This is a genomic window from Ensifer sp. LC163 (assembly GCF_001695855.1).
GTDB lineage: Bacteria > Pseudomonadota > Alphaproteobacteria > Rhizobiales > Rhizobiaceae > Ensifer.
The window spans coordinates 1-20,227 of record NZ_MBSS01000016.1 but is presented as its reverse complement, the minus strand read 5'-3'; the positions used below and the strand labels follow the sequence as shown (position 1 = coordinate 20,227).

Sequence of the window (20,227 nt, the reverse complement as noted above, 5' to 3'; positions counted from 1 at the left end):
CGCGAGGCTCCCCCAATGAAAGTCTATCTTCTGTCACTCGGTGCCGGCCTGCTGGTGGGCGCGATCTACAGCCTGCTTAACGTGCGTTCGCCCGCCCCGCCCGTCGTCGCCCTCATCGGGCTGCTCGGCATCCTTGTCGGAGAGCAGCTCGTGCCGCTGGCAAAGAGCTTCTGGGCCCGCGAGCCGGCCGCTCTATCCTGGTTACACCAGGTGAAGCCGCACATGTTCGGCCACTTGCCGAAGGGCGGCGTCAACGCGGTGAACGTAGCCACCACCAGCCAACATTTGCCACAGGACAAAAGCTGATGACGACGCGCCGAACCTTTCTGGGCGCAGCGACGAGCCTCGCCTTTCCCAGCCTGTTTTCACCGGCAAATGCCGCCGATCCCAGCAAGACCGGAGCCGATCCCATGCACGCCGATATCATCCTTCACAGCGGATTGATCACCACGCTCGACCGCGCCAACCCGAATGCCACCGCGATCGCCATCAAGGACGGCCTGTTCATGAAGGTGGGCACCGACGGCGAGATCATGGCCCTGGCGGGTCCGGAGACGAAAATCGTCGATCTGAAAGGCAAGCGCGTGCTGCCGGGACTGATCGACAACCATACCCACGTGGTGCGTGGGGGCCTGAACTACAACATGGAATTGCGTTGGGACGGCGTTCGCAGCCTGGCCGACGCCATGGACATGCTGAAGCGACAGGTGGCGATCACGCCCGCACCGCAATGGGTTCGCGTCGTCGGCGGCTTCACCGAGCATCAGTTTGCCGAAAAGCGTCTGCCGACCATCGACGAGATCAACGCGGTTGCGCCTGATACGCCCGTGTTCCTTTTGCATCTTTACGACCGTGCTTTGTTGAATGGGGCAGCGCTTCGCGCCGTCGGCTACACCAAAGACACGCCGAACCCGCCGGGCGGCGAGATCACCCGCGACGCAAACGGCAATCCGACCGGCTTGCTGCTTGCCAAGCCGAATGCGGGGATCCTTTATTCAACGCTCGCCAAGGGACCGAAGCTGCCCTTCGACTATCAGGTCAACTCCACCCGTCATTTCATGCGCGAGCTGAACCGATTGGGGATCACCGGCGTCATCGATGCCGGGGGCGGTTTCCAGAATTATCCCGATGACTATGCCGTCATCCAGAAACTTTCCGATGAGGATCAGCTGACCGTTCGGCTTGCCTACAACCTCTTCACCCAGAAGCCGAAAGAAGAGAAGCAGGATTTCCTGAACTGGACGCAGTCGGTCAAATACAAGCAGGGCAATGACTACTTCCGTCACAACGGCGCGGGCGAGATGCTGGTCTTCTCCGCTGCGGACTTCGAAGACTTCCGCCAACCCCGGCCGGAGATGGCTCCGGAAATGGAAGGCGAACTCGAGGAGGTCGTTCGTGTGCTGGCCGAGAACCGCTGGCCCTGGCGCCTTCACGCCACCTATGACGAAACCATCAGCCGCGCGCTCGACGTCTTCGAAAAGGTCGACAAGGACATCCCGCTCGAGGGACTGAACTGGTTCTTCGACCATGCCGAAACCATTTCGGATCGTTCCATAGACCGGATCGCAGCTCTGGGCGGCGGCATCGCCACCCAGCATCGCATGGCCTACCAGGGGGAGTATTTCGTCGAGCGTTATGGTCATGGCGTTGCCGAAGCGACGCCGCCGATCAAGCGCATGCTTGAGAAGGGTGTCAACGTCTCGGCCGGTACGGATGCGACGCGTGTCGCATCCTATAACCCTTGGGTCTCGCTCTCCTGGATGGTGACCGGCAAGACTGTCGGCGGCATGCAACTCTATCCTCGTGCCAATTGCCTCGATCGCGAGACGGCGCTGCGCATGTGGACGGAAAAGGTCACTTGGTTTTCCAATGAAGAGGGCAAGAAAGGCCGCATCGAGAAGGGGCAGTTCGCCGATCTCGTCGTGCCGGACAAGGATTTCTTTTCCTGCGCCGAAGACGAGATTTCCTTCCTGACATCGCACCTCACCATGGTGGGCGGCAAGATCGTCTACGGTGCCGGTGCCTTCAAGGCACTCGATGAAAACGACGTACCGCCGGCCATGCCGAACTGGTCGCCGGTGCGCGCGTTCGGCGGATACGCCGCTTGGGGTGAGCCAGAAGGTGCAGGCAAGCGCTCGCTCCGCCGCACGGCAATCTCGACATGCGGCTGTGTCAACGACTGCGGCGTGCATGGCCACGACCATGCCGGCGCCTGGACGTCGAAACTGCCGATCGCCGACCTCAAGGGTTTCTTCGGTGCGCTCGGTTGCTCCTGCTGGGCCGTGTGAAACGCAGCTAAGTCATTAAGCATTGAACGGGCAGCGGATTGTTGCTGCCCGTTCTTCCCGAGCCCCATGTCGCCGTAGCTTGGAAGCCGACTTCCTCGTCTTACGGCCGTATTGTTGCAAGAAGCGCAATTAAATCAAAACTATTGCTGCAATTGTTGGCGGCAATCTTCCCGGGCAACATAGCCTCCATCAGACGAACACACCGTCGCTCTTACCGAGCGGCGAAGATTGCAGGAGCAGAAATGACTGATCGTTCTTTTTCCTTCAATCGCCCCGGCAGGCTTCTTGAAAGGGCTGCCGCGGCACCTGTCACGCGCGCCATCGCGCTTCTCGCGCTGTGTGCGGCCTATATTCAGGGGCCGCTCACCAAAATCTTCGACTTCACCGGCGCGATTGCCGAGATGGAGCATTTCGGCCTTCATCCGGCAGGCCTATTCGCTGTTGCCGTCATCGCATTCGAGCTTGCTGCCTCGGCCATGATTCTCTCAGGTTTCCTGCGTTGGCTGGGCGCGTTGGCTCTGGCCGCTTTCACCGTTCTCGCGACCTTCGTCGCGCTTCGCTTCTCGGAGATTGCGCCGGGCATGGGATGGCGACCAATGCCTTCTTCGAGCATCTGGGCCTCGCCGGCGCGTTCATCCTCGTCGCGGCAATCGATATAACCAAAGGAGCAGGCAAATGAGCGCCCCAAAATCTTCAGGCGGCAGCTTTGCCCCGCTTCGCCAACCCGTCTTCGCGGTCCTCTGGGCAGCAACGGTTCTCGGCAACACCGGCAGCTTCATGCGCGATGTCGCCAGCTCCTGGCTGATGACGGATCTCTCTGCAGCGCCTGCGGCCGTGGCCATGGTACAGGCGGCCGGCACGTTGCCGATCTTCCTGCTGGCAATTCCGGCCGGCGTGCTCTCTGACATTCTCGACCGGCGAAAATTCCTCATCGCCGTTCAGCTTCTGCTCGCCAGCGTCAGCATAACGCTGATGGCGCTGTCTCATATGGGCATGTTGTCGGTCAGCGCCTTGATCGCCCTGACGTTCATGGGCGGTATCGGCGCGGCGCTCATGGGGCCGACGTGGCAGGCGATCGTTCCCGAACTCGTACCGCGCGAGGATGTGAAGGGTGCCGTCGCTTTGAATTCGCTGGGCATCAACATCGCGCGCTCCATCGGTCCGGCGGCGGGCGGTCTGCTGCTTGCCTCCCTCGGCGCCGCCGTTACTTACGGCGCCGACGTGGCGTCCTACGTGCTCGTCGTCGCCGCATTGGTCTGGTGGCCGCGCGCCAAGGATGCGAATGACGCGCTTTCGGAAGGCTTTTTCGGGGCATTTCGAGCGGGGCTGCGTTACACCCGTGCCAGCCGGCCGCTGCATGTCGTTCTGTTGAGGGCTGCCGTCTTCTTCGCCTTCGCCAGTGCGGTCTGGGCACTGCTTCCGCTGGTGGCGCGCCAGCTGCTCGGCGGTGACGCCAGCTTCTACGGGATCCTGCTTGGCTCGGTTGGGGCCGGTGCGATCGGCGGCGCCCTCGTCATGCCGAGGCTGCGCCAACATTTCGGCGCCGATGGCCTGTTGTTCGGATCTGCGCTCGTGACGGCGCTGGTCATGGCAGCGCTGTCGCTGGCGCCGCCGCAATGGCTTGCCGTCGTCATTTTGCTCTTCCTCGGTGCTGCATGGATCACGGCCCTGACCACCCTGAATGGTGCCGCTCAGGCGATCCTGCCGAACTGGGTCCGGGGACGCGGGCTCGCCGTCTATCTGACCGTCTTCAACGGTGCGATGACTGCCGGGAGCCTCGGTTGGGGTGCAGTCGGCGAAGTTGCCGGTGTCTCGGGCACCTTGCTGATCGGAGCGGGCGGATTGTTCGTGGCTGGACTGATCATGCACCGTATCAAGTTGCCGGCGGGTGATGCCGGTCTGGTCCCGTCAAACCATTGGCCGGAGCCGCTCGTCGCAGAACCGGTCCCGCATGACCGCGGCCCGGTTTTGATCCTGATCGAGTATCAGGTCGAGAGACAAAACCGTGCCGCATTCCTGCATGCGCTTGACGAGCTGTCGCACGAACGACGCCGTGACGGCGCCTATGGCTGGGGCATAACCGAGGATTCGGCCGATCCGGAAAGGATGGTCGAGTGGTTCATGGTCGAATCCTGGGCGGAACATCTCAGGCAGCACAAGCGCGTGTCGCTGGCTGATGCCGATGTGCAGGGCAAGGTGCTTGCCTATCACTCGGGAGCGGAGAAGCCTGTCGTCAGGCACTTTCTGAACATCAACCGGCCGGGTAAGGTATCGGCGTGACCAACGGGGGCGGCTTCAGCCGCCCTCCCTTAATTGCTAAATTCGCAATTCAATCGATACTATTGTTGCAATTGTCGGCATTCTCTTCTCGGTCCAATATCTCTGCATAGACAATCGAAACGCCGCGAAACAACCCACCATCCAGATCGCCAAAGGAGAAAGACATGGGCTTTGTTACCACCGCAGACGGAACCGAAATCTTCTACAAGGACTGGGGTCCGAAGGCCGCGCAGCCGATCATGTTCCATCATGGCTGGCCGCTCTCATCCGACGACTGGGACGCGCAGATGCTGTTCTTCCTGTCGAAGGGTTACCGCGTGGTTGCCCATGACCGCCGCGGTCATGGCCGCTCGGCGCAGGTCTCCGAAGGGCACGACATGGATCACTACGCCGCCGACGCCTTTGCGGTCGTCGAAGCGCTCGATCTGAAGAATGTCGTCCATATCGGCCATTCGACCGGCGGTGGCGAAGTTGCCCGCTATGTCGCCAAACACGGCGAACCGTCAGGCCGCGTTGCTAAGGCGGTGCTGGTCTCCGCCGTACCGCCGCTGATGCTCAAGACGGCATCAAATCCCGAAGGTCTGCCGATTGAAGTCTTCGACGGCTTCCGGTCCGCGCTGGCTGCCAATCGGGCGCAGTTCTTCCGTGACGTCCCCGCCGGTCCGTTCTACGGCTTCAATCGCGACGGCGCGACAGTGCAGGACGGCGTGATCCAGAATTGGTGGCGGCAAGGCATGATGGGCGGTGCCAAGGCCCATTACGAGGGCATCAAGGCCTTTTCGGAAACCGACCAGACAGAGGACCTGAAGGCGATCGGCGTGCCGACACTGGTCCTGCATGGCGACGACGACCAGATCGTCCCGATCGCCGACGCCGCGCTCAAGGCCATCAAGCTCCTGAAGAACGGCACGCTGAAAACCTATCCGGGCTTCTCGCACGGTATGCTGACGATCAATGCCGACGTCCTCAATGGCGACCTGATCGCCTTCATCGAGGCCTGATATCGGATGAGGCCATGGATGCGGCGCCCGTGGCCGCATCCATGGCCTGCGACACCTGTCGAGGCTTGCCGGGACGCATCTATCCCGCGACGATTGGCGTGCTGCCGGCGTTCCTGGGGCGTATTACAGCGCCGCGCGTCAAATATGACGCGCAAAGGACGCTGTAAGGCTTTAAACTTGCTGCATAATTTTCTCCTTAAATCGATTCCGATTTAAGGAATTATGCAGTAGCCGCAAGTATCCCGATATCGAGCTGCATGTATCAAGCGGTTCGCCCAACGACATCATCCGCGGTCTGAAGGACGGCCACATCAATCTCGGCTTCATCCTCGCGTGAGCGGAGCGGTTTGCCGGGGCAATCGATCGCGAGATAGCGGGAGGAGACCCAGGCTTATGGCAGGCTGATGGCTGCTCTCGTCAGGCGAACCGGATCGCCAATCTAGCGCGCGCCTTGGCTGCTTCTTCTTCGCGGTTGCGTGGGGGCTGCGAAGTATCGAGCGTATCGAGCAATTCTCGGGCGCAGGCCGCGATCGAATTGACCGCGCGCTCGAAGGCCGCCTGATTGCGTTTGGACGGTTTGGTCGTTCCGCTCAGCTTGCGCACGAACTGCACCGCGGCGTCATGGATCTCCTCGTCAGTCGCTGGTGGATCGAAATTGAACAGGGGTTTTATGTTTCGGCACATGACTGGCTCCCGGTCCGCTTTAAACTGGCTTCTCTACTGCATAATTCCTTAAATCGGAATCGATTTAAGGACAAAATTATGCAGCAACTCAAAGTGTTACAGCGTCCTTTGCGCGTCATATTTGACGCGCGGCGCTGTAGAAGGCGAGATCTTAATGCCCACCCCTCGTTGGCGAAAGCCTTGATCGCCATCTCTTGCTTCAACCAGCCGACTGCCGGGTGAGCCTGTCAGGTGTTCTTTCCGTTCGATGCCATTTGCATGCCAGCCGCGCGTCCGCCGCTCGGCACCACGACGATCTGCCGGACCTTGCCCTCCTTGAAGGCGGTGAGGAAACGCCTGTAGTCCTTGAAGGCGACGCAGCCATGCGATTCCGCTCGGCCGCCGCGCAGCAGGTAGCTGTGGGTCAAGAAGCCGTCGCGGCCGTGCTTGTTCTTTCCGTCGATAGGCAGCATGCGGATCGCTTCGACACCATGGAAGCGCGTTTCGCGCATCTTGAGATTGTAGGTGTGCGGTGGGGTCGGTCCGGTCATCTTGACATCCACATAGCGCGGATTGTCGGCCATCTTGCCGATGCCGGAATGGGCCTCGAGCACACTGCCGTCGGGCATGTAAACCTTCGCGGCGCTGATGTCGTAGACCGCGACGCCATTTCCCGCCTTGGTTCCACCGCCGAACATGCTGCGCAAGGCCTGGCCGAGGCCGCCGCCGGATCTGTTCTCCGCCGGATCGTCCGGCCGCGCATAAGCCAGCTTTTGCTGCCTCGGCGTTTCGCGTTCGTCGGCCTTCGTGGTTTCGTCGACCTTCGACGCTGCCCCGGCTTCGGCCTGCCTGATCTCGGAGTTCTCCGTTTCAGCAGCAGGCTTTTGGGTTTGATTGTCACGGGGACGGACCTGCGGCAGAGGGCCGAAGGATGGTGTATCTTCATAGTCTGGCAGGGCGGCGAGGTCGTCATCCAGCGGCGGCGCCAGTAACGCCGAAAACGCAACGCCGTTCGCTCCGCTCTGCGAGGGGTCGGCATAGGCGAGCGAGGCCTCGGGCTTATCGGTCGAACCGGCGCGCGGTGGCCCGAACCGGTCCAGCGCAGGCCCGACAACCTTTGCCGTCGCGGGGCGCGACGTGGCGGAACCAGAGGCCCGGAAATTGCTCGCGGGTTTCTCGGATGTCACTGTGGCCCGCCTCGCCAAGGCGTCGAAGTGCACTGCGTTGCCGCTCATCTCGGCATCTCCGGGAACATCGGGGCCGTGGGCGGATCTCGCTCGGCCACTGGTAAGGCTTGCGAGCACGACTGGCTCAGCCGCGGCGGCGACCAATCTCGGCGTCTGTTTGACCCTGGCCTGCTTGACCCACGGGCGCTCCTTTACTCTCTCTGCCACATGGAGTTGCGGCTTGGGCAGGAAGTGGCCCGAACCATGAGCGAAAAAGCTGCCCATTGCGACCATGCCGGCGACCGACCCCGCAGCCACGCCGGCAAAGGCGAGGCCGCAGCACGTGATCAGCAGCGGGCGTAACAGACGGTGCAAAGACTTTGGACGAACGACCTTACTCACAACGCATATCAAGCCAGTAAATCCTGCAAAGGCCTTCAGGCCGGTGATCGACCACCGCTGCGCGATTTCCCGGATTGTCCCCTTCTTGACGACCGATCGACAAAAGATGAACAAGTATGGTTAAATTTTGCTTTCCATGAACCGAGATAGATCCGAACCAGCGTTCAAGCGCCTGTCTCGATCGTGACGATCTGCTCGCTGACCGCGCCGGCGTTCATGGTCGCCGGCATGATGCCATCGCTGTCAGCCGCGTTTGGCGTCTCAAGGCAACAGGCGTGCATTGTTGTGAAAGTTCATTCAGAGCGATCTGGAAAACTTGAGGCTGCAACGCCAGGCTCCCGAATCCGCCCGCTAAGTGCGACTTCCCGAAAGCTCACGGCCAGCCAGTCTGTCGGGCGGCGCCGTACTTTAGTGGGAAGCGGCGGTCGTCTATTTGTGCTGGTGATGAGACCCGCCTTGTGTGGGGTGGAGATGCGATTCCTCGGGCTCGGCCCGCAACTCCTCTATCTGAGCCGTTTTGCTGGCCAGATACGAGATGAGGTCCGATGCGTCGCTCGCCGACAGGCCGAGATTTGGCATGCGGACGCCTTTGTATTTCGCGTCGAGGTCGGCGAGGATTGGGTCTCTATTTGCGCGCAGTCCGGCCGGGTTCATGATCATTTCCACCAGCCACTTGGGGTCACGCCGGTCCGTGACGCCGAGCAGATCGGGGCCGATATGATCGGTTACGCCCACTGTGTGGCAAGGTGCACAGATCTTCTTGAACAGGACCTGCCCCGGTTCGCGGCCGATTGTCAGGCCCTGTGGGTCATGGTCCGCTGCCAAGGCATCCTGCCGAACGTGACGACGATCCCGCCAGTCCGGATCCATGTCGCGGATGGCAAGCTCGAGGTTCTCGATGTCCGCGAACGGCGAGTTTCTTGTCCATTCGCCAGTTTTGTCGTTGCCAAGAACGATTTCGTTGCGGTGCTGGGTCGCCACATCGCTCTTGTTGCCAAGCTTTGAATTGATGGCACGAATGTCGGCTGGCTTCCCCGTGATGAATGTCCAGCCAGGGCCGGTGTAAAAGGCGTTGGCGAAGGTTCTCAGTTTGTCCGGCGTGTCGTTTTCGGGGTCGACCGTGATCGAGAGTACAAAAATGTCGTTGCCGATTTCGTCTCTCAACCTGTCCACCACCTGGGCGATGCGCGCTGTCGTCAGCGGGCAAAGGTCCGTGCAGTTGGTGAAGATGAAGCTGATGAGGACGATCCTGTCCTTGATCAGATCGTCATAGAACCGAACCCTGTCGCCATTTTGGGTAACGACGTCGACATTCGGGAAGTAGTCCTTTCCCCAACGCGAACTCTTGGCCGCCGGTTCGCCTGGGCTGGATAGAAAAATTGCGGTTACCGCCGCGACGGCCGCGAACCATCGTTTCATCTGGATCTCCAAACAGCAGGCAAGCCGGCGCGGCACGCGCGCCAAGCTCACATAACGAGGACAAATCCCTTCCTGGTTGACCGGGCCTCGGCTCGGCCAACCGTTCAAGGAACAACAGTGCCTGAAAGCTGTGCGGCCTGCATCGGCTGGCTGTCCTGCCAGCCCTTGGGCGCGCCTTCGGGCAGGATCTCCGGGGTGGTGAAAACGACGCCGTCCGGGGTTGGGTTTGGAGTAGGGGTCACCGCGCTTTGGGGTGAGCCGGCCACACCGGTCAGCAGTTGAATGCGCGCCAGCATCGCGAAGTCCTCATGCACGGTGTTATGGCAATGGTTGACATAGGCGCCGCCGAATTCGCCGAACTGCACCTGGAAGGTGACGCTGCCGCTTTCGCCAAGCCGCCAGACGTCCTTCCGCTGGAGGTTCTCGGTCGCTGCAAGCTTCATTCCGGTGCGCGAAATGGTGACGCCCTCCTCGAAGTGGAGGTGAATAGGGTGATCCCACCCGCCGCCGCCGTTCCTATAGGTCCAATGCTCCACCTCGCCGGCTTTCGGAACCAGCAGGGAAATTCGGTTGGCATTCATGGAATGCGACGTTTCGCCATTGATGCGAATCGTCCAGGGGAAGTTGACCATTTCGCCACAATCCGGAACACACCCGTCCGGCCCGCGGGAATCCCCATCTCCCGACCTGCCGAACTCGACGAGCCTTGTGCGCACCGGCGTAACGATCGGTATTTGTTCGGTTAATTTGGGCGGAACGCGGCTGACGTCCGGGTCCGTGGCGCGGTGGATGACACCGGGCACATCGACGCTTTCGACTGCGCCGACCACCCGAAACTCAAGCATCGGCCCGACCACCGGATCCTTGGAAAGGCCCTTGATGGCCGCTGCCAGGCTGAGTTCTTCCTTGGGCCCGCGGCCATCGTCATGGAGGATCTGATTGACCACCCGTATCTTGTCGCCGACGCGGAAGCCGGAAAAGTCGACGATAAAATCGTAGCGTTCGGCGATCCCCTGCACGGGAAGGGAGGTCAAGGTCAGGGGGGTGACCACCAGGTTCCCGTCATTGGCGATGAATTTGATCGGGACAGGATTTCCTTTGGCATCGGCCAGGGCAAGCTTCAGGAAGCGTGACATGCAGGCGTTCAGAATGCGGAAGCGATATTTTCGCGGCAGGACTTCGAAGAATGGCGCATAGCCGAAATTGACCAGCGGCACATCGCCGAGCATTCCGTCCGTGTCGAAAATGTCGAAGAACAGCTGGCCCGACGCGTCGCATGCGCAATCGGAAAAGATCAGGTTGACGTCGAAATCGACATTGCCCCAGCCCAGCAGTTTGCCGCTGGGCAGCCGCAGATTGACGCCGTCGGAGAGCTCCTCGTTGCCGCGGTCAGGGCCGCTATAGTAGTTGATGGCGCCCAAATTGCCCTTGTAGACGTTTTCCGCGGTGAAAAAGAAGCGGTGATCGTGCGCCCACATACTGCCTTGCAGTTCGCGGAAGTCTCCGGGGACATTGATGAGACCGGTACTATCGTCCGGTCCTGATGCCCGCCGATCGGTGGCCTGTGTGTTGATCTTGTCGCGCCGCGCAAGCGTCGTGCTCCAGCGGTAGTCGTAGAACGTGCCCGGGAAGTGGTGCACATTCGCTGCGCCATCGCTTTCGGCGCCATTGTGCGCATTGTGAAAGTGAAGCTGGGTCTCGTTGCGGCCGAAGCCGTTGTTCTCCGCCCTGTCGACGGGCAGATCATTGTAGATCCGCGTGACGATGGGTTCGCCGTAACGGCCCTTGATGAGGAACGGCGGCAGGCTGCATTCGCCGGCCCTGCCGGCGCCATAGCACCAGGCGCTGTTTGGCTGTTGGTGCGGAAAACCATCGTGAAAGTATCCGCCGGTAGCGCCTTGGGTAATCTGGCCCAGCCTCATGATGTAACCGACCTTGGGAAAGAACTCGTCCCAGCGCTGATGCGCGAAGATTTCGCCGGGCGGCCGGCCCTCGATTGGCCCGCGATTGGTCCTGGGATTGATGAATTGCCTGTTTGTCGGATCGGCCGAAAAGTCGGTGTGATAGGACAATCGCTTCGCCGGCCTTTCAGCCAGTTGTGCGGGAAATGCGGCATGACCCTCTGACGTCCGCGTCATCGGCACAGGGTTGAGCAGGTGCAAACGATTCATCGGTTGCGAGAATTTCTTGATGCCGAACAGCGGCGTACGCGGCGCCCCGGTGGGCACCGCCGCATAGGCGCTTTTTGCAAACGGACTGAGCCCATTTTTCATGGCGAGCATTCCGCTGGCCGTGAAGATGCCCCATCGCAACAACTCGCGACGTGTTACCTGTTCCTGATTGATTGCCCGAGCGATCTCGGCACGGTTTTCCCGTGCGAGCCGCGCTTCTCTCTGTCGCGCCCGCGACGCATCGTTAGAAATGTACATTTAATCCGCCCCTATCAAATGTAGTTCATGGTCCTCCGATCTGTATGTCTGCAGATAGTACCCCTCAACACTTGCAATCACAATGATTAGACCAGACTTTAGTCTTATAACTATTCCGACTTAGATCGAACGAATTGTTGTCGGTCGCCGGTTTTGCGACGTTCCTCTGTTGAGGATTTCCGACATTCTTTTATAATTACCTTGAGCTTAGTATTCGATCCGGCTTTATCGCCAGGGTTGAGTTCTCGCCCGTCTGCAGCACTCCAGTGGTGGTGAATGGTTATGCCGAGCTTCCGGTATCGGGCTATCGACCAGTCCGGACACATACTAGAGGGGTATCTGGACGCGGCTTCGAGCGCGGTGATGACGACTGAACTCGAACGCCGGTCTCTTCTGCCGATAGACATAGAGGAAGTGAACCGATCCGCCCCGAAGCGACGCGCTTCAATCCTGGCGCCGACGCCATCATACGAAGATGTAACAGCGCTCACCGAGGATCTTGCAGCCCTGCTCACCGGCAGCGTCGCTTTGGACCGCGCCCTTCAGATCATTTATCAATCGACCAAACGCCGCGCGCTCGCCGGCATCGTCTATTCGATCTGGGAAGTTATATCGAAGGGCCACAGTCTTGGTGAGGCGATAGCGGCTTATCCAAAGGCCTTTCCGCGAACCTACGTCAAAATGGTGGAGGTCGCGGAAGTCGCCGGCAATCTCGATGTCACGCTGCAAGTGATCGCTCAAAATCGACGGCGCCAGAGCGAACTGAGGCATCGGTTGACCTCTGCGCTGGCCTATCCCTGTTTTCTGATTTTCGCGGCGATCGGCGTGTTCTTCTTTGTGCTTATCGTCGTGGTTCCGCAATTCGACCAAGCGCTCGTCGAAACGGGCAACTCGTCGCTCGGATCCGAACCTTTGGTATTCACGCTGTCGCGCATTGCCGTTGGGCACCGCGCACTTTTGGCATACGCGGCGGCGGTTTTGACCGGTGCGGCAGTTTTCGCCGCGCGCAGCGACGCGGTGAAAGCGGCGCTAATCTCCATGCTTCGCCATATCCCTGGTTTCGACACCTTGCTCATGCAGCAGCGCGCTGTCGTCTTCTGTTCGACGCTCGCGATGCTGAGCAGAAGCGGTGTCGATCTGCCGACCGCACTCCGGCTCATCCGAGACCTCATGCGAGACAAGAACTCCGCCAACCTCGTCGCCGGAGTTCTTGCCGAAGTTCGCGACGGGAGCCGCCTTACCGATGCGCTCGCTCGCATCGACTTCCTCCCGCCCTATGGCCTGCAGATAATGCGAGTGGGCGAGACAACGGGAGAGGCCGACAAGGCGGCATGGCGGGTCGCAAGCTACTATGAAACGAAACTCGACCGATCGATTGCCCGCGCCACCGCGATAGCGGGTCCGCTTGTCCTGCTGGCGATCAGCGCCTTCATTGCCTGGATCATCGTCTCGGTGATCACTGCCCTGCTCAGTCTGAACGAACTGCTGTTGTGACCCCTATGAAAACACCCCGTCGCTCAAAGCCAATCGACCACAGTGCTTGCCGGTATGGGCACGATGAACGAGAGGGCGGGTTCACGCTGCTTGAGTTGCTGGTCGTCCTGATCATCCTCAGCCTCGTCGCCGGCATCGCCGCTCCGCGGGTGCTTGGATATCTCTCCGAGGCGCGCGTCCGCGCCGCGAAGCTGCAGATCGAGGCTCTCTCTTCGGCGTTCGATCTCTTCTATCTCGATACGGCGCGCTACCCGACCGAACGGGAGGGGCTGGACGCGCTCGTAGACGGTGCGGCGATCAAGCGCTGGAAGGGCCCCTATATCCAGCAGGCCTCCGTGCCGCTCGATCCCTGGGGCAATCCATATCAATACCGTATCGGTGGCAAGGGGAGACCTCAGATCATCTCTTATGGTGCCGATGGTGTCGAGGGAGGAACCGATGGCGCAGCCGATATCACCATCCAGCAATGATGCGGAATGCGACAGCGGATTTGCGTTGCTTGAGATCCTGGCTGCGCTCGCGATCGTGGCACTGGTTGCCGCAATGTCGTTGCCCCACCTGTCGCAGGCCAACCGCGCCTTGGCTCTGAGGGTGCGGTCAGCCGAGATCACCGCACTTTTGCGCCATGACAGAAATACGGCGATAGAGCAGGGGCGGCCGGTCCTTTCTGCCGTCGATCCGCAGCGCGGGACGGTGGTCTCGGGTGCTTCTGGTCGAAAGGTCGTCTTGCCCGACGGCACGGCGATGAGGATCGAGAACTCCGGCCGCCGGCAAGCGGCCGGCCACCGCGGGTTTGTCTTTCAAGCGGATGGACGCGCGCTCGGCGGCGTATTGAGGATCGAAGGGAGCAATGTCGCCTACCGCATAGCGGTCAACCCCTTGACCTCGGGCGTCACGCTGTCGGAGGTACTGAGTATGCGCCGATGACCCCGCACGTCGTTCGTCGAGAGGTGGCCAAGGACAAGTGCCGTGGCGACGCGGGTTTCACCCTGCTCGAGGTTCTCGTTGCGGTCGCGATCCTTGCGGCGGTGGTTTCGGTCGTTCCTCGCAGTCTGGTATCTGCCCGCGCGTCGATCGGTCATTCCCGTGCGTGGCTTGAGGCCAGGCTGGTCGCCGAGGAGGTTTTGGCGGGGGAGTTGCGAAACGGGCGAACACGGCCCGGTGTTTTTTCTGGTGAGGTGCGGGGACGCCGATGGCGTGTGGTTGTTGTCCCAGCGGAAGTAGCCGATGCGCCGCCAGGCAACGGCCGCGCGCTGCTTGAAGCAAGAATTTCCGTCGAGGTATCTGCTTCGCGAGTCCTTGCCGTTGACCGTCTCTTGGTCGGGGTTGCCCAATGAACAGAGTGCGGGCACCGAAGGACGAAGGTTTCGCGCTTCTTGAAGCACTGGCCGTGCTCTTGCTCAGCGCACTTGTCCTGCACGCACTCATGCTCGCGGTTTCGCTCGTGACACGTTCGTCGGCCGCGGCTTCGAGAGGGGCTGCCACACTCGAAGAGCTTACGACCGGCCTTGCCGCATTGCGAAGAGATTTTTCACAGATCGCCGCAGTCAAGACAGGCGCGGCAGCCAATGCGCCGCTCCTGTTTTATGGCAGCGACGAGGCGCTCGGGTTTGCCATCAGGGTCGAGGCGCAGTTTGGGGCGGATCAGACGGTGTGGATTGCGGTGAGGTCCAAGCCGCCCGCGCTCACAAGGTCTTCAGCCGTGCGGGTTCCCGGAGCGGCTGATTTCGAAAGGGCTCGCTCGTCCGCGCCGATCGCATTGTTCGAGGGGGCGTGGCGCTGGCGCTTTTCCTTTGCCGAGATTACGGAGCGCGGGACCATCTGGCGCGGATCCTGGGTTGCGCAGTCCAAGCTTCCGGACATTGTTCGACTGCAGATTTGGGACAGGTCCGACGAGCGGCGGGCACCGCTGACGCTGATGATTTCACCGCACGTCGACTCGCCTTCGGCCTGCGGCGAGGGAGACGTCTGCAGGGGAGGCGGCAATGCGGCGCGATAGCGGATTTGCCACGCTTGCCGTGCTTGTCGTCAGCGGCCTGCTGGCCGGGATTGTATCGACATTGGTGCTGCTGTCGCGGCCGGCACTCGTGCTGACAAGGCTGGGGGCGGACGACCTCGTGGTGGAAAACCTGCTGGAAAGCGGCGTCGCAGCGTCTGCATACCTTCTCTTCATCGCGGATATCGATGCCGCGTCGGTGGATGGAAGGACAATTCGTCTGCCAAGCGGCAGCGTTACCTTGCATGTCTCGGCGGAGACTGGACGGGTGGATCTGAACGCGTCACCACCCGAATTGCTGGAGGGCGTGTTCAAGGCCGCAAGAGGGCAGTCGCTTTCACCCAAGTCATTCGCCGCGCGGGTCGTCGACTGGCGTGATGAGGACGATGAAAGAACGACGGGCGGCGCCGAGCGCGCGGACTATCTGGCAAGCGATACAAACGGCCTACCGGCAAACGTTGCGTTCCAGTCTGTGAGCGAACTGCGCTTCATCAGGGGTTTGAGCGAAGCCGACTATCTGCGCCTGGAAGCGTTTGTCACCGTCTACAACCGCACGGGCTTGCTCTATCCGGCCGCTTTGTCGCGCCGTGTCTTGATGGCTGTCCCTGAGATGAGCGATAGGCATGCCTCGGCCTTGGCCGCCAGTGAAACGGGCGGCGCAGAAAGTGACGACGGCGAATTGCGAGGGCTGTTTCAGCGGTATGACAAATTCGTCACGCAAGAGCGCCCTAAAGTATACCGGCTTAATGTGATCGCCCGCAGCGAAAGTGGCAGGACAAGCGCTGCGCACGCCATCATAGCGGATGCCGAAGACGAGGCGAAGGGATATGCTGTGTACGAATGGGCTCCTGCAGGTCGGGCGGCTCGTTGATGGCGGGGCGGATTGGATGAGTGGTCTTGTCGCATACATCAAGCGCGGGATGGCTGCACTTCTCGACGAGATGACGTCGTGGCAGGCCATGATCGGGCTCCCGCACGCGGCGCGTGGTAAATTTCTTCTTGTCGATGAACGGGCGAAGCTCTCCTGTTATCGCGTCGGCCGCGCCCGACCGGTGCACAAGGGGGACGGCGCGCGTGCGGATTTGCGGAATGGCTGGCTCAACAAGATAGTCGGAGCACATCCCGTCGAGCTGCGGCTGGCGGGTGACGGGGTTGTGGTGCGCTCTCTGCGTCTGCCGGCCGCCAGCCGCGGTCACATCGAGGCGATCATCCGGCATCAGATCGAGCAGATCATGCCGTGGCCATCGGAGAAGATGGTGTACGACTACGACATCCAGGAGAACGAGGCCGCCAGGCTTTCCGGCCAGTTGCATGTGCGGCTTGTCGCGACGTCGCTCACGACGATGCGCAGCGCCATCGAACCGTACCAAGCAGTCGGCATAACGCCGGTCGTTGTGGGTCTTGCGTCGGACCCGCCGGATAGCCCAAGCACGATCAACCTCTTGCCGGGCGCCAAGGCGGCGTTGCGCGAGAGGCGACGGCACATTTCCCTGTTTTGCCTTTGCGTCTTGGCGGGCGTGGGCGCGATCCTGGTGACAGGCGCCGGCTGGCGCGTCAATCGTGCCGCCGCGGAGGCAGCCCGCATCGACGCCTCTCTCGCAAGTCTGCGTGGCGCCATCGAGGTGGCCCGCAAGGAGGCAGAGACGACGAAGGACCCCGGGCTCAAACTGGCGCGCAAATGGGACGCCGTACCCATGGTCTTGCTGCTCGATGAACTTTCCAAGCGAGTTCCAGACACCACTTACCTCACAACTCTCGACGTAGACGATCGCGATGTCCGGGTCACAGGTCTTTCCACAAACGCGGCCAATTTAATCAGCCTCTTAGAAAACTCGGATATGTTGGAGGCGGCCGGTTTTTCCGCACCCATCATTCGTGACAATGATACTAAACTGGAACGATTTGAGATCCTGGCGCGCTTTACGGAAACGGGTAGACAATGAGAACCCCACGCGGCAGCACACGACGTGTCAGGGTAGCGGCGATTGCCGCACTTTCCTGTCTGGTGCTGCTGCCGGTCCTTGTCGTTGCGTGGAGTGCCATAGTCGTGTCGCGTCTTGCTGAGGAGAACAGGAACGACACGGCCCTGGTCGACACACTCAAAGCTCGGCTGTCTGCGCTTGGCGGCGGTGTGGGCGGCGTTGGTGATGGCGCGAGCGTACGCTCCTATTTGCCCGGGGATACGCCCGCTATTGCAGGCGCCGAGCTTCAGCGGCTCGTCACCGATATCATCGGCCAGACCGGTGCTGTGGTCTCGCAGTTCGAATTTGTCGCGTCCGAAGAGACCGACCCCGCCGGGGGCACGGTCGAAATGCGGATTCTCTTCCACACCACCATCGAACCCTTGCAAAAGATACTGTTCGCGACCGAGACCAACACGACAGCGCTGGTTGTCAAATCCATCAACATCGAGAGCCTGGCGCTCGATGAAGAGGCGCCCCATGCATCGCCGACATTGCGCGTTTTGGCGCTCGTCGAAGGCTATTGGCGGAGGGCTGAACGATGACGGCCCTGTCGGATCCGCGTTTGTCGGTGCTCATTGCCGTCCTGCTTTTCGCAGGCCCCGCGTCGTCCCAATCACCAACACCCGACGAGGCCCCCTGGCTTCAGGGGGCGACCCTCGACAGGCTCGAGGCGACGAGATTGCATCCTTTGTTTACGCCGACGCGGCAGCCTCCCGTTGTTGACGAGACGGTGGATACGCCGGCGCCGGTCGCCGCCGCCGACGTTGAGACCGTGCCGGACGCCCCGCCGGAGCTCAAGCTCGTCGGCATCATATCGACGACAGACAGTCGGCAAGCCCTTCTCCAGGATGCTGCAAGTGGCCAGATTCATCGCCTCAAGGACGGCGAGAAATATCGGAACTGGAACCTCTCGATTGTCGACAGCCGCACCGTCGCCTTCGAGCAGAGTGGGCATAGCCAAGAGTACAAGATGTTTCTGCCCATTCAATGATCAGACCGTTACGCGCAGAACCTCTTCGATCGAGGTGACGCCGCGCCGGTACTTCGCAAGCCCGTCTTCCAGCATGGTTGTCATGCCCGCCTGGACGGCGACGGTCTGAATCTTTTGAGGATCCGCATCCTTTCGGATCAATGCGGTGATCTCGCCATCGACAGGCAGGACCTCAAATATTCCAACGCGCCCGCGATAGCCGCTGTCACCGCAATAGGAGCAACCGACCGCGCGAAAGCAGGTGTCGCCGGGGCGTTCGGCAAAGCGCTGACGCGCCGCCGATGTCGAGGTGGCGTGCGCTTCGTCTTCAATCGGCGCCTTGCAACGCTCGCACAACCTTCTGACCAAGCGCTGAGCAATGACGCAACGCAATGCGGACGCCAGAAGGAAGGTTTCGACGCCCAGATCCATCAACCTTATGATGGCGTCTGCCGCGCTGTTGGTGTGCAGGGTCGTTAGGACCAGGTGGCCTGTCAACGCTGCCTGGAGACTGATCGAGGCGGTTTCGCTGTCCCGCATCTCACCCACCATCATGATGTCGGGGTCCTGACGAAGGAACGACCGCATCGCATTGGCAAACGTCAGGTTTATGGACGGCTTGACCTGGGTTTGGCTGACGCCCGCCATCTGATATTCGATCGGATCTTCGATCGTCATGATCTTGCGTTCGGGGCTGTTCAGATTGGACAATGCCGCCGTCAGTGTGGTCGTCTTGCCGCAGCCCGTCGGGCCGGCCACGACAACGAGGCCGTGAGGTTCGGCCAGCTGCCTATGAAGAACGGAGAAGTCGCGCGACGACATGCCCAGACGGGAAAGATCGAGGGCTTCGGCACCTTTGACGAGGATGCGCACGACCAGGGCCTCTCCGTGCAGCGTCGGCATCGTCGCCACCCGAAAATCGGCACGAGTCGAATTGATCAATATGCGCGCGCGGCCGTCTTGCGGCAGCCGGCGTTCGGCAATATTCAACCCTGCCAGGATCTTGATACGTGAGATGACGCCGCGCGCGATCTCGTTCGAAAGTGGCTGCATCGTCCGCAGCATTCCATCGACGCGCATCCTCAGCCTTACGCCGTCAGGTTGAGGCTCGATGTGAATGTCCGTTGCCGATAGGCTGAGGGCGGTTTCAAGGAGCTGGTCCACGGCCCGAACGATCGGCGCCCCGCTGGCGATATCGTGGAGCCGATCGAGATCCTCCTCGTTTCGATCGCCAGGAACAGGTGCCGCCGATTGCTCTGTCCTTTGGTCTTCGACCTGCTCCTGGGAAAGCATGCGCTCGAACAGCATCGCCATTTCCTCGAACGTCGCGATCCGCAATTCCACCTGTTGGCCAAGGGCCGCCAAGGCTGCTTCGATCGCGTCGCTTCGGCTCGGATCGGCAACGACCAGCAACCGACACTCACCCTCGAGCGCCGGCACGACCCATGCGGCGCGCAGGAAACGTGCCGATAAATCTTCAGTCAGTTCGGGACGAAACTCGATGTGGTCGAATGCGGCCCGGCTCAGGCCATGAAACTCGGCAATTGCGTCGGCAAGCAGTTCTCCCGACAAAAGCCCAGTTTCCCAAAGGCCGGCGTAATTTGAGGGCGTATCCGCGAGAAAGCGCTCCAAGGTCAGCCTCTCCGATGGTCCGACCAGGTCCTCTCTCGTCAATAGATAGCGAATGAATTGCGTTACAGTCTTTGCCGTATTCATCCGTCCCGCCGCCGTATGCCACCGCACCGCCTCGTTCGTTCAGCCGCCGTCTTTGGCGGCTCGGCGACATCGAGGACTGTTACATGCCGGCCTTGGCGACCGGATGCGGTTATCCCCAAGAACCGTGATGGAAGAAGTGGATTAGCCGCGGATAATAATAGTGGTCTCTTACAGAAATGCTAGGCTTCGACATGAGTGAAGCGAGAATCAGTCGTGACGAGATGAGATCTAGCGGTACAGTTCTTCGGACGGCTTTGTTTTTCGGTGTCTGTCTGCTGGCCATGGGCTGCGTCTCTCAGGACGAGGGGCGATTGGGAAATGACGTCGACTCGATCCTTGGCTCGGTGACAAGCGCGGACCTGCAGGCGCGCACACTCAGAAATGGTGGTAATTCGACGATGGGCTATGCGTCTGCCGGATCGGCAGACGCCCGCCAGCC

General features: G+C 60.9%; 19 protein-coding genes and 2 pseudogenes. 16 read left to right on the top strand and 5 right to left on the bottom strand.

What is annotated here, in order from left to right:
* Window positions 1-15 precede the first annotated feature (15 nt).
* The 7 genes and pseudogenes from BC360_RS15615 to BC360_RS32750 form a co-directional block, all read left to right on the top strand.
* Window positions 16-306 (top strand): XapX domain-containing protein, encoded by a 291-nt coding sequence (locus BC360_RS15615; protein ID WP_065795836.1) that lies wholly within the window; start codon window positions 16-18, stop codon window positions 304-306.
* Window positions 306-2,288, top strand: a complete 1,983-nt coding sequence (locus BC360_RS15610; protein WP_065795835.1) for an amidohydrolase — start codon at window positions 306-308, stop codon at window positions 2,286-2,288. Before BC360_RS15615 ends, BC360_RS15610 begins: the two co-directional genes overlap by 1 nt.
* A 242-nt stretch (window positions 2,289-2,530) precedes the next feature.
* Window positions 2,531-2,967, top strand: a pseudogene (locus tag BC360_RS15605) (DoxX family protein).
* Window positions 2,964-4,568 carry an MFS transporter gene (locus BC360_RS15600; protein WP_065795834.1) on the top strand — a complete coding sequence of 535 codons (1,605 nt, stop codon included), beginning with the start codon at window positions 2,964-2,966 and terminating at the stop codon, window positions 4,566-4,568. Before BC360_RS15605 ends, BC360_RS15600 begins: the two are co-directional and overlap by 4 nt.
* A gap of 164 nt (window positions 4,569-4,732) precedes the next feature.
* Window positions 4,733-5,569, top strand: a complete 837-nt coding sequence (locus BC360_RS15595) for an alpha/beta fold hydrolase (protein ID WP_065795833.1) — start codon at window positions 4,733-4,735, stop codon at window positions 5,567-5,569.
* Window positions 5,570-5,583: 14 nt separating this feature from the next.
* On the top strand, window positions 5,584-5,736 hold the full coding sequence (locus BC360_RS32160) for a hypothetical protein (RefSeq protein ID WP_161491380.1): 153 nt from the start codon (window positions 5,584-5,586) through the stop codon (window positions 5,734-5,736).
* A gap of 62 nt (window positions 5,737-5,798) precedes the next feature.
* Window positions 5,799-5,897 (top strand): annotated as a pseudogene (locus tag BC360_RS32750) (LysR family transcriptional regulator); the annotation flags it as partial.
* Between the two features lie 89 nt (window positions 5,898-5,986).
* Here the strand turns inward: BC360_RS32750 and BC360_RS15590 are convergent.
* From BC360_RS15590 to BC360_RS15575, 4 genes are all read right to left on the bottom strand, one after another.
* Window positions 5,987-6,253 carry a DUF2277 domain-containing protein gene (locus tag BC360_RS15590; RefSeq protein WP_065795832.1) on the bottom strand — a complete coding sequence of 89 codons (267 nt, stop codon included), beginning with the start codon at window positions 6,251-6,253 and terminating at the stop codon, window positions 5,987-5,989.
* Window positions 6,254-6,480: 227 nt separating this feature from the next.
* On the bottom strand, window positions 6,481-7,452 hold the full coding sequence (locus tag BC360_RS15585) for a tlde1 domain-containing protein (protein ID WP_244512741.1): 972 nt from the start codon (window positions 7,450-7,452) through the stop codon (window positions 6,481-6,483).
* A gap of 777 nt (window positions 7,453-8,229) precedes the next feature.
* Window positions 8,230-9,219, bottom strand: a complete 990-nt coding sequence (locus tag BC360_RS15580; RefSeq protein WP_065793298.1) for an SCO family protein — start codon at window positions 9,217-9,219, stop codon at window positions 8,230-8,232.
* 104 nt (window positions 9,220-9,323) lie between these two features.
* Window positions 9,324-11,648, bottom strand: a complete 2,325-nt coding sequence (locus BC360_RS15575; protein WP_065795831.1) for a multicopper oxidase family protein — start codon at window positions 11,646-11,648, stop codon at window positions 9,324-9,326.
* Between the two features lie 282 nt (window positions 11,649-11,930).
* Here BC360_RS15575 and BC360_RS15570 point away from each other — a divergent pair, with 282 nt between their 5' ends.
* The 9 genes from BC360_RS15570 to BC360_RS15530 are packed head-to-tail and all read left to right on the top strand — an operon-like array spanning window position 11,931 to window position 18,093.
* Window positions 11,931-13,142 carry a type II secretion system F family protein gene (locus BC360_RS15570; protein ID WP_065795830.1) on the top strand — a complete coding sequence of 404 codons (1,212 nt, stop codon included), beginning with the start codon at window positions 11,931-11,933 and terminating at the stop codon, window positions 13,140-13,142.
* Window positions 13,143-13,147: 5 nt separating this feature from the next.
* Window positions 13,148-13,612 carry a type II secretion system major pseudopilin GspG gene (gene gspG / locus BC360_RS15565; RefSeq protein ID WP_065795829.1) on the top strand — a complete coding sequence of 155 codons (465 nt, stop codon included), beginning with the start codon at window positions 13,148-13,150 and terminating at the stop codon, window positions 13,610-13,612.
* Entirely contained in the window at window positions 13,581-14,069 is a 489-nt protein-coding gene (locus BC360_RS15560; protein ID WP_065795828.1) for a prepilin-type N-terminal cleavage/methylation domain-containing protein, read from the top strand. The genes gspG and BC360_RS15560 overlap by 32 nt, the downstream gene beginning before the upstream one ends.
* The gene (locus BC360_RS15555) at window positions 14,066-14,479 is read left to right on the top strand and encodes a prepilin-type N-terminal cleavage/methylation domain-containing protein (protein ID WP_065795827.1); all 414 of its coding nucleotides are present in this window, start codon (window positions 14,066-14,068) and stop codon (window positions 14,477-14,479) included. The genes BC360_RS15560 and BC360_RS15555 overlap by 4 nt, the downstream gene beginning before the upstream one ends.
* Window positions 14,476-15,141 carry a hypothetical protein gene (locus tag BC360_RS15550; protein WP_065795826.1) on the top strand — a complete coding sequence of 222 codons (666 nt, stop codon included), beginning with the start codon at window positions 14,476-14,478 and terminating at the stop codon, window positions 15,139-15,141. Before BC360_RS15555 ends, BC360_RS15550 begins: the two co-directional genes overlap by 4 nt.
* Window positions 15,128-16,009 (top strand): general secretion pathway protein GspK, encoded by an 882-nt coding sequence (locus BC360_RS15545; protein ID WP_065795825.1) that lies wholly within the window; start codon window positions 15,128-15,130, stop codon window positions 16,007-16,009. Before BC360_RS15550 ends, BC360_RS15545 begins: the two co-directional genes overlap by 14 nt.
* 16 nt (window positions 16,010-16,025) lie before the next feature.
* A complete protein-coding gene (locus tag BC360_RS15540; RefSeq protein WP_065795894.1) occupies window positions 16,026-17,081 on the top strand; it encodes a PilN domain-containing protein in 1,056 nt (351 codons plus the stop codon).
* Window positions 17,078-17,644, top strand: coding sequence for a type II secretion system protein GspM (gspM, locus tag BC360_RS15535; protein WP_065795824.1), 567 nt, complete (start codon window positions 17,078-17,080; stop codon window positions 17,642-17,644). The genes BC360_RS15540 and gspM overlap by 4 nt, the downstream gene beginning before the upstream one ends.
* Window positions 17,641-18,093 carry a hypothetical protein gene (locus BC360_RS15530; RefSeq protein ID WP_065795823.1) on the top strand — a complete coding sequence of 151 codons (453 nt, stop codon included), beginning with the start codon at window positions 17,641-17,643 and terminating at the stop codon, window positions 18,091-18,093. Before gspM ends, BC360_RS15530 begins: the two co-directional genes overlap by 4 nt.
* Here the strand turns inward: BC360_RS15530 and BC360_RS15525 are convergent, their stop codons facing one another.
* Window positions 18,094-19,704, bottom strand: coding sequence for a GspE/PulE family protein (locus tag BC360_RS15525; RefSeq protein WP_244512740.1), 1,611 nt, complete (start codon window positions 19,702-19,704; stop codon window positions 18,094-18,096).
* Window positions 19,705-20,227: the final 523 nt, after the last annotated feature.

What these genes read in the sequence shown, in the direction of transcription:
- BC360_RS15610 (WP_065795835.1), top strand. Translation starts at nt 306, where the DNA reads ATGACGACGCGCCGAACCTTTCTGGGCGCAGCGACGAGCCTCGCCTTT.
- gspG (WP_065795829.1), top strand. Translation starts at nt 13,148, where the DNA reads ATGAAAACACCCCGTCGCTCAAAGCCAATCGACCACAGTGCTTGCCGG.
- gspM (WP_065795824.1), top strand. Translation starts at nt 17,078, where the DNA reads ATGAGAACCCCACGCGGCAGCACACGACGTGTCAGGGTAGCGGCGATT.
- BC360_RS32160 (WP_161491380.1), top strand. Translation starts at nt 5,584, where the DNA reads ATGGATGCGGCGCCCGTGGCCGCATCCATGGCCTGCGACACCTGTCGA.
- BC360_RS15545 (WP_065795825.1), top strand. Translation starts at nt 15,128, where the DNA reads ATGCGGCGCGATAGCGGATTTGCCACGCTTGCCGTGCTTGTCGTCAGC.
- BC360_RS15580 (WP_065793298.1), bottom strand. Translation starts at nt 9,219, where the DNA reads ATGAAACGATGGTTCGCGGCCGTCGCGGCGGTAACCGCAATTTTTCTA.
- BC360_RS15615 (WP_065795836.1), top strand. Translation starts at nt 16, where the DNA reads ATGAAAGTCTATCTTCTGTCACTCGGTGCCGGCCTGCTGGTGGGCGCG.
- BC360_RS15540 (WP_065795894.1), top strand. Translation starts at nt 16,026, where the DNA reads ATGAGTGGTCTTGTCGCATACATCAAGCGCGGGATGGCTGCACTTCTC.
- BC360_RS15570 (WP_065795830.1), top strand. Translation starts at nt 11,931, where the DNA reads ATGCCGAGCTTCCGGTATCGGGCTATCGACCAGTCCGGACACATACTA.
- BC360_RS15555 (WP_065795827.1), top strand. Translation starts at nt 14,066, where the DNA reads ATGACCCCGCACGTCGTTCGTCGAGAGGTGGCCAAGGACAAGTGCCGT.
- BC360_RS15590 (WP_065795832.1), bottom strand. Translation starts at nt 6,253, where the DNA reads ATGTGCCGAAACATAAAACCCCTGTTCAATTTCGATCCACCAGCGACT.
- BC360_RS15575 (WP_065795831.1), bottom strand. Translation starts at nt 11,648, where the DNA reads ATGTACATTTCTAACGATGCGTCGCGGGCGCGACAGAGAGAAGCGCGG.
- BC360_RS15530 (WP_065795823.1), top strand. Translation starts at nt 17,641, where the DNA reads ATGACGGCCCTGTCGGATCCGCGTTTGTCGGTGCTCATTGCCGTCCTG.
- BC360_RS15600 (WP_065795834.1), top strand. Translation starts at nt 2,964, where the DNA reads ATGAGCGCCCCAAAATCTTCAGGCGGCAGCTTTGCCCCGCTTCGCCAA.
- BC360_RS15560 (WP_065795828.1), top strand. Translation starts at nt 13,581, where the DNA reads ATGGCGCAGCCGATATCACCATCCAGCAATGATGCGGAATGCGACAGC.
- BC360_RS15595 (WP_065795833.1), top strand. Translation starts at nt 4,733, where the DNA reads ATGGGCTTTGTTACCACCGCAGACGGAACCGAAATCTTCTACAAGGAC.
- BC360_RS15550 (WP_065795826.1), top strand. Translation starts at nt 14,476, where the DNA reads ATGAACAGAGTGCGGGCACCGAAGGACGAAGGTTTCGCGCTTCTTGAA.